Source organism: uncultured Gimesia sp. (assembly GCF_937910335.1).
Lineage (GTDB): Bacteria > Planctomycetota > Planctomycetia > Planctomycetales > Planctomycetaceae > Gimesia.
Window position 1 is genome coordinate 1 of the sequence record NZ_CALEMX010000364.1, and the last position, 7,582, is coordinate 7,582.

Sequence of the window (7,582 nt, forward strand, 5' to 3'; positions counted from 1 at the left end):
TATGGCGCAAATTACGTGCCAAAGCGAGGGAAGTCATCTGGGAAATGCGGGATCATAGGCCTGACAAACTCAACTTCAAACGAGGATCAAAGCATGGATGCTTCTCTTAATCAAAAGAAAAGTGAAGAACAAACGAAAATTCTTAATTCTGCCATGCGGAATTATACTTGTCCTGCTTGCAGTTATCATATTGCCGTACAGTTTTATGATGGTGGTTTACTGCCATTAACGACTTTGGCCTGGCCTCAAAGTTGCGAAGAAGCGCAAAAGATGGAACGTCTGCCGCATGACTTCATGCGCTGTGTCGATTGTGGCCATATTTCGAATGCCGCCTTTGATTATGCAAAAGTTCCTTATTCGGATAAGCCAAATCTAATGTTTAACAAAGGGGCAATCTGGTCGGAACATCTACAAAAAGTATGTGATCTCATTGCAGAAACGCTTCCCGAAAATCCGGTCGTCGTAGAAATCGGCTGTGGAGAAGGCCATTTACTACGTTCACTGGCAAAGAAAATTCCGACCGGAAAATTTATCGGCTTTGATCCGAACGCGGAAATTGAAACAGAAGGCGATTTAATTGATGCCCGGGCCATGTTATTCAATCCTGGACAGCATTTAGCGGAACTTCGTCCGGACTTAATCATCAGTCGACATGTGTTTGAACATTTGATGAATCCACTTGGCTTTGCACAGGAAGTCGCCTTTGCCGCCAACGTGGCTGAATGTGCAACCAGAGTGTTTATTGAAGTTCCCTGTATTGATGGCGTACTTGCTGCGAGCCGCACGGTAGACTTTTTCTATGAACATAATTCACACTTTACAACTCGTTCGCTGGAGAGACTCTTAACGCGTTGTGCTACCAGCGTTGATTTAATTGAAACCAGCTATAACGGCGAAGTCATTTACGGCATGGCCAGCTTTCAGCCTCAGACTCATCAAGTAGAATTGGCACGTCAGGCAGTTGCTTTTCAGGAAAAAGCTTTGCAGGCGGCAGTCCAACTGAAAGATCAGTTTGATGACCTCTCGAACTCCGGAAAACGAATTGCCATTTGGGGTGGCACGGGGAAAGCGGCTGCGTTTATTAATCAAAACCAGCTTGATAAAAAGCGATTTCCGATTGTCATTGATTCGGACATGAATAAAGCTGGCACATTTGTTCCGGGTACCGGTCAGGAAATTTTGTTCCGGGACCAGTTAATCGAAGAACCCGTAGAGGTAATTCTGATTGCAACGCAATGGCGGGCCGCCGATATTGTCGTCGAAATTCAACGCAATCAAATTCGTTTTGACACGATCTTGATCGAATACCAGGGCCGACTGATTGATTACTTCGAGGACACTCACCCTTATCGAGAGGAAGAAGCACAACCCGAAGCGAAGGTTCCTCGACCACAGTTCCTCTCTCAAAAAAACAGACAACGCGATTCGATCGACAATCACTTGGAGTAAAAAAGACCGGAGTTTCATTGCCGCTTTGTAACAGAGCAATGTCCGAAAATAAATTCAGACAGGATAAATTATGATCATCTTCAATTTCGGAATTCCGAACTCAGGAACAGACTGGTCACAGGAAGTATTCAAAAAAATCTGGGAAAGCCAAAACTACACATTCCAGATTGAAGAAGCGTCTAACATCCAGGAACTTTCTCAAATCATCAGCACAATAAAGATGAATGAGCGGATGATTCTCCAGTTTCATTTTTTGATCGAAGAGGCCATTGCGGCGGCTCAGGATGATCGTGTGCGTCCCTTCTATCATTATCGTGACCCGCGTGATGTTGTCTGTGTCGAGATGGAAAATAGTCACATCCCTTTTGCTACTGCTGTCGAGCAGACCGTCACCGCTTATCAGGAAATTCATCACGCACTTTGCCTACCCGGAATTATGGTCATTCCGTACGAACATATTGCGGAGAATGCAGAAGGACTCATTTATCAGATGGCTACCAAATTAGGAGTCCTCTTAAAATTAGATGTCGTTACGGAAATAGCCGGTGAATTACGTGAGCAAGTAGCCCAACAACAGTCTGTGGCTACGCCTGCAACTAATGACTCCCATTCAAACCAATCGGTACGAATTGACGAAGAACACGTATCGGAATCCTCCATAATACAGCCCCTCTGTATTGGAAAGTGGCGCGAACAACTTTCAAAATCTGAAAAGTCTATGGTCACTCGATTTTTCAAACCATTAGTTGACCAATTTGGTTACGAAGAATAACAAAGAAACTCAATTCGTTGTACCAGGGATGGTAAATCATGCTGCCTTTAAATCAATTATGCACTCTGAATTGTCAATCGAAAGACATCGAACTCTCTAAACAGCATCTGAATCAGTATGAGGAAGAAGGGGTCCTACTGGCGAAAAACCTGTTCGATCCTCGGGACTATCTGCCGATGCTTAATGATCTTGCAGGCCGTCTCAGTCTACTAGAACAACATTATGGCGCTGATGTTTCCGAAAACAGTAATGAAATCTCGCAAATCAGCGACCGATTAATCAGACTGGAAGAGCTAGCTCCCGGGGCCCAAAGCGTTCTTTACGATTCCATGAATTCCGCCCCGTCTCTGCACACGATGGGTGCTCATCCGAAATTGATGACGATTCTTGAGACATTGCTCTCGACTGATATTTCAATTCACGACCGGTATATTATTTTGATGAGCATGCCACAGGGAGAATGGCATCTTGCTTCGTGGCATCAGGACTGGTATTACAATGAAGGGCCTTATTCGACCATTACGATGTATGCCCCTTTGCAGAAAACGGATCATAAAAATGGCAGTTTGACATTTGCACTGGGAGAGCACCAGAAACCACCTGTCTCGCATGACGAGCATGACCATGGCATTACCACCAAATGGCATTCGCTGCCTCCCGAAGTTGTTCACAGCTACGACCGCGTTGTGCCCACCTCACTTGAAGTGGGGGATGTCCTTTTATTTCACAGTTTGACTCCGCACACACCCAGTAAAAATCAATCTAACTACGTACGGTTTGTTCTCAATTTGCGTTACCGGGATCTGAGGGATCCACAGTTTCTGGAAGAGGGCTGGCGCATCAAAGACATCACACGCGCCAGACAGGCAATGCAACGGTCGGCTTCCTGATTATTTACACAACACTTCATAAAAAGCTAATTTGACATGGTAGAAAAAAAAGGTCTTTTACGCGGTAATGTTGGTGAGTCACAGAATCAATCTGAAAATGACTTGAACGCACTGAATGCCGTTGAGCAATACTGGGAATCGAGTGTTGGCTCGAATTTGAACAAGCTTGATGCGTTTACAAAATACGTTTCCAGGCAAGCGATTACAAAATTAATGGCGCGTTATGAAATCTTTCAACAACAACTGGAAGTCAATGGTTCCATAGTAGAACTGGGCGTTCACCGAGGTGCAAGCCTGATGGCCTGGGCACAATTCAGCGCCATTCTGGAACCGGTGAATTATCTACGAAAAATCATCGGTTTCGACACATTCGAAGGTTTCCCCTCACTCAGTGAAAAAGATACGACGGGAACCAGCGAACATCTCGAAGTCGGCGGGTTTAAGTCAGAAGAGAATGCGATGGAAGATCTGGAACAGGCGATTCAGCTTTACAATTCCACGCGTTATCTGAATCACATCCCCAAAGTGGAACTGGTCAAGGGGGATATCAGTGTCACCCTGCCCGACTATCTGGAAAAAAATCAACATCTGGTCGTCTCACTGTTACATCTGGATGCAGACCTGTACGAACCGACCAAAGTGGCGCTGGAACTGCTCATCCCACGGATGCCCAAAGGAGCCATCATTGCCTTCGACGAATTAAACATGAGTCTATTCCCGGGAGAAACGCTGGCAGCGATGGAAACACTGGGGATTCCCAATTTACGACTCAAGCGGTTTCCTTTTGCCACTTCACTTTCCTATGCAATTATTGAATAGTTTCATGGCCCGAAAAACCGTAATAATTGCCAAATTGTACTGAAAACACGCTTCTTGAAGCCGATCTCTGAACACTCTCTTCAAGCAGCAACCTTTGACTAACCGATACAAGTTTAGATGCAGTCGTTCGTCGTGCGCGGATTGTTGCTAAATGACTGGAAAGAGACTTGTGTGCTGGTGGTTTTATTTTCGGTCGAAATAATCAGAACATGCTCATACTCAGAATTCTGGGTGAAGGCCAATGAGCGTGAACGGAGCAATGGCTCAGTCACTCTAAGAGAGGCTTGGTAAAGTAATATGTCAGGCATCAGTTCCGGTGTCGGCCTGGCAACCGGATTAAATATTACGGAAATTGTTGACGCGATTATCGGTGTCCAGCGAAATGCCCTGGTTCGTCTGGCAGATCGTGCGTCCGCATTTCAAGCCACTGAAGGGGGAATCAAAACCCTCGAAGCCAACCTGTTGACGCTGAATTCCTCCGTTCAAAAGCTGAATCTGGAAAGCACTTTCGAGACGCTGCAGGCAACCAGTTCCGACACCAGTCAATTCAGCGTTGCCGCCAATAGTACGGCTACATCCGCTTCCTACCAGTTACAAGGTTTGCGCAAATCTTCGAATCACCAGGCGATTTCCAACGGCTTTGCTGATTCTGATACGACCCAAATAGGAACTGCAACTACCATTACTCTTTCAAACGGCGGGAAGCTGGATGAGCCCAAACTTCTGGAAGAACTGAATGATGGCTTGGGTGTGCAACGGGGAAGCATTCGCATCACTGATCGCGATGGTCAAACAGAAGTCATTGATCTGACCAAAACACTCACCGTTGAAGATGTTGTCAATGAAATAAATAAGTCAGCCACCTCCATCGTTGCCAGTATAGAAGATGATCATCTGGTTTTTACCGATACGGGATCCGGAGTAGGAACACTTAAAGTCGGCGAAGTGAGTGGTGGACAAACAGCCGCGGATCTGGGAATTTTGAAGTCCGTGGTCGCTTCTACTTTTAATGGTGATTCCGTCTATCGAATCACCAGTGATTTCAACCTGTCACAAATAAATGACGGAAATGGAATTACTACGGTTACCGGATCAGATGATTTTCAGATCACAACCGCAGATGCCTCTACCATCGACGTCAACCTGGACACTGCTCAGACAGTCGGAGATGTCGTCGATCTAATCAACAACAACGGAGCAAACGGAGGTAAGGTCACTGCTGCGATCGACGTGAATGGAAAGTTAAGCCTGACTGATAATACTGCAGGAGGAACCACGTTTGAAGTGACTGCATTAAACAGTTCGTTAGCAGCGCGTGAACTGGGAATTCAAACAACGGGCCCGGGTGGAACAATCACCGGCACACTTTCCGGCGGTTTGAATTCGGTACTTCTCAGAAGTTTAAATGGAGGCGTTTCATCAACGGGAACCGTTCTCAACGCAGGTCAGGTTAATTTTATCGATGGCGCAGGAGGCAACACGACGATCGATTTTTCCTCTGCCGAAACTCTGGATGAAGTCATTGATCTAATCAATGCCAACGGCTCAATCCAAATTGAAGCCAGTCTCGATGCTACCAAAACGGGTATCCAGATCAAAGACACGTCTGCTCCATCGGGAACATCGATTGAGATCCAGGATGTCTCCGGAAATCTGGCTGGTTTTCTGAAAATCGAAGCGGTTCTCGCTGACTCAAAACATACGGTGAGTTCCGGATCCTTAGACCTGCGTTACATCAACGAAGACTCCTCGTTATCAACTTATGCCAAGAATGGCACTGCGGTCGCCGCCGGTAGTATTCGCGTGACCGACCGCGATGGAGTCAGTTTCAATGTCGATTTGTCTGACACAAGTACGACTAAAACGGTCGGCGATGTGCTTACAAAAATTAATGATGCAGCCACAACAGCCGGCGCGAAAATCAACGCTCGCCTTAATGATACCGGTGATGGCTTTATTGTGGAAAGTACTGGAGGGAGTAGTTTTGATGTCAAGGTAGAAGAACTCTCCAGCGGAACTGTGGCTGCGGACCTGGGAATTTTAGGTTCCGGGACAACTGGCGTTGATAGCCGTCAGACGACTGTAATTACAGTCGATGCGACAGACACACTTGATGACATAGCAGAAAAAGTAAACGCAACCGGTATTGCTTCCGCGACGATTATCGATGACGGTACCGCGTTTAATTCTGCCCGGCTGTCCTTCACTTCTTCTCGAAGTGGTGCCGCCGGAGAGCTGATACTGGAGAGTTCATTTGATTTTGGCTTCACCACCTCCGTTGATGCCGATGATGCTCTCATTCGAATTGGCAGCAATCCGCAAACATCTTTTTTACTGACATCGTCTACCAATAGTTTTGATGATGCCATAACGGGACTGGAGATCGACTTACTTTCCACTTCTACTTCAGCGGCGACAATCAACGTTGCCCGTGATACTGCGGGAATTAAAACGTCTATTAACAGTTTTATTTCTTCGTATAACAATTTCATTGACGCAAAAGATGCACTGACTGATTTCAATCCAGATACCAATGAACGAGGTGTGCTAAATGGAAGTAGCGTTGTATTAACTACGGTTTCTCGCCTGGAAGGATTAATCACCAAAAAACTTTCTGTCAGTAACAATTCGATTAAAAGCATGTCTGACTTAGGCGTGCAGTTTGGTGGTGATGGCAAATTAACACTAAACAGTTCTATTCTTGATCAAGTACTGATTGATGATCCCGGTGCGATTACGGAATTCTTTCAGCAGGATGACAAAGGTTTTGCCGTCGTGATGGAAGAAGTGATCACAACCATGACCGATCCGTTTACTGGTACCTTCAAGGCACAAATCGATTCATTGCAGGCATCGGCACTTGCTTTAAATACGCGCGTCGATGATTTGAACTCGATTCTGGAAGACAGACGCGAGCGGCTCATTCGTCAATTTACTTTGCAGGAAACCATAGTAAACCAGTTGAACTCTCAACAGACGGCATTGGAGGGGCTTCAACTTCTGACTTTCAATAATTCCAATAAGAGATAATCAACCGGAATCATTTTTTACATAATCAAACTAACAGAGGGGCCATTCAGGAGATGAACGGAAAAGACTATCTTGAAAATCAGGTTTTGACAGCGCAACCACATCAACTGCATCTGATGGTCGTCGATGGCGCACTGCGATTTGCCAGAAAAGCAGCTCAGGCCATTGAGAATAACCAGTTCGAAGAAGGACACTTCGCGTTAGATAAGAGCAGAGATCTGGTAGCAGAATTGATTGGCGGACTCGATCCTGCCCAACAACCTGAAATGATTGAACAGCTGAAAGCATTATTCGTTTTTGTCTATGAGAATTTGAACTATGCTGACGTCAAGCAGGAAGCAAGCTACATTCACGACGCCTTAAAAATACTGGAGATTCATCGGGAATCCTGGTGTGAACTCATTCAAACACTGCAACCCGCTACGATTGATGAAAATAAAACCGTTCACTCACATGACCCACTGAAACGCCCGCATCACATTGAGCATTCAGATAAAACACATCAAAGCCGATCATGGCTGACTTGAATTTAATCCGCGCCTCAGAAGAGCAGAAATCTTCACTGCGCGCAATAAAAAAGCACCCTCACCATATACAATGATGAGGGTGCCTGAGGTGGAGA

6 protein-coding genes are annotated in these 7,582 nt (G+C 45.7%); all 6 read left to right on the forward strand.

What is annotated here, in order from left to right; genetic code table 11:
• The first annotated feature begins 93 nt into the window (after positions 1-93).
• The 6 genes from Q0668_RS14595 (at position 94) to fliS (ending at position 7,487) form a co-directional block, all read left to right on the forward strand.
• Positions 94-1,449 carry a class I SAM-dependent methyltransferase gene (locus tag Q0668_RS14595; RefSeq protein WP_298865946.1) on the forward strand — a complete coding sequence of 452 codons (1,356 nt, stop codon included), beginning with the start codon at positions 94-96 and terminating at the stop codon, positions 1,447-1,449.
• Between the two features lie 70 nt (positions 1,450-1,519).
• Complete coding sequence (locus Q0668_RS14600; RefSeq protein ID WP_298865948.1) at positions 1,520-2,221, forward strand: sulfotransferase domain-containing protein; 702 nt, start codon at positions 1,520-1,522, stop codon at positions 2,219-2,221.
• A 38-nt stretch (positions 2,222-2,259) separates the two neighbouring features.
• The gene (locus tag Q0668_RS14605) at positions 2,260-3,111 is read left to right on the forward strand and encodes a phytanoyl-CoA dioxygenase family protein (RefSeq protein ID WP_298865950.1); all 852 of its coding nucleotides are present in this window, start codon (positions 2,260-2,262) and stop codon (positions 3,109-3,111) included.
• A 36-nt stretch (positions 3,112-3,147) separates the two neighbouring features.
• Entirely contained in the window at positions 3,148-3,930 is a 783-nt protein-coding gene (locus Q0668_RS14610) for a class I SAM-dependent methyltransferase (protein WP_298865951.1), read from the forward strand.
• Between the two features lie 297 nt (positions 3,931-4,227).
• Positions 4,228-6,960 carry a flagellar filament capping protein FliD gene (gene fliD / locus Q0668_RS14615; RefSeq protein ID WP_298865952.1) on the forward strand — a complete coding sequence of 911 codons (2,733 nt, stop codon included), beginning with the start codon at positions 4,228-4,230 and terminating at the stop codon, positions 6,958-6,960.
• Positions 6,961-7,013: 53 nt separating this feature from the next.
• Entirely contained in the window at positions 7,014-7,487 is a 474-nt protein-coding gene (gene fliS, locus Q0668_RS14620) for a flagellar export chaperone FliS (RefSeq protein ID WP_298865954.1), read from the forward strand.
• Positions 7,488-7,582: the final 95 nt, after the last annotated feature.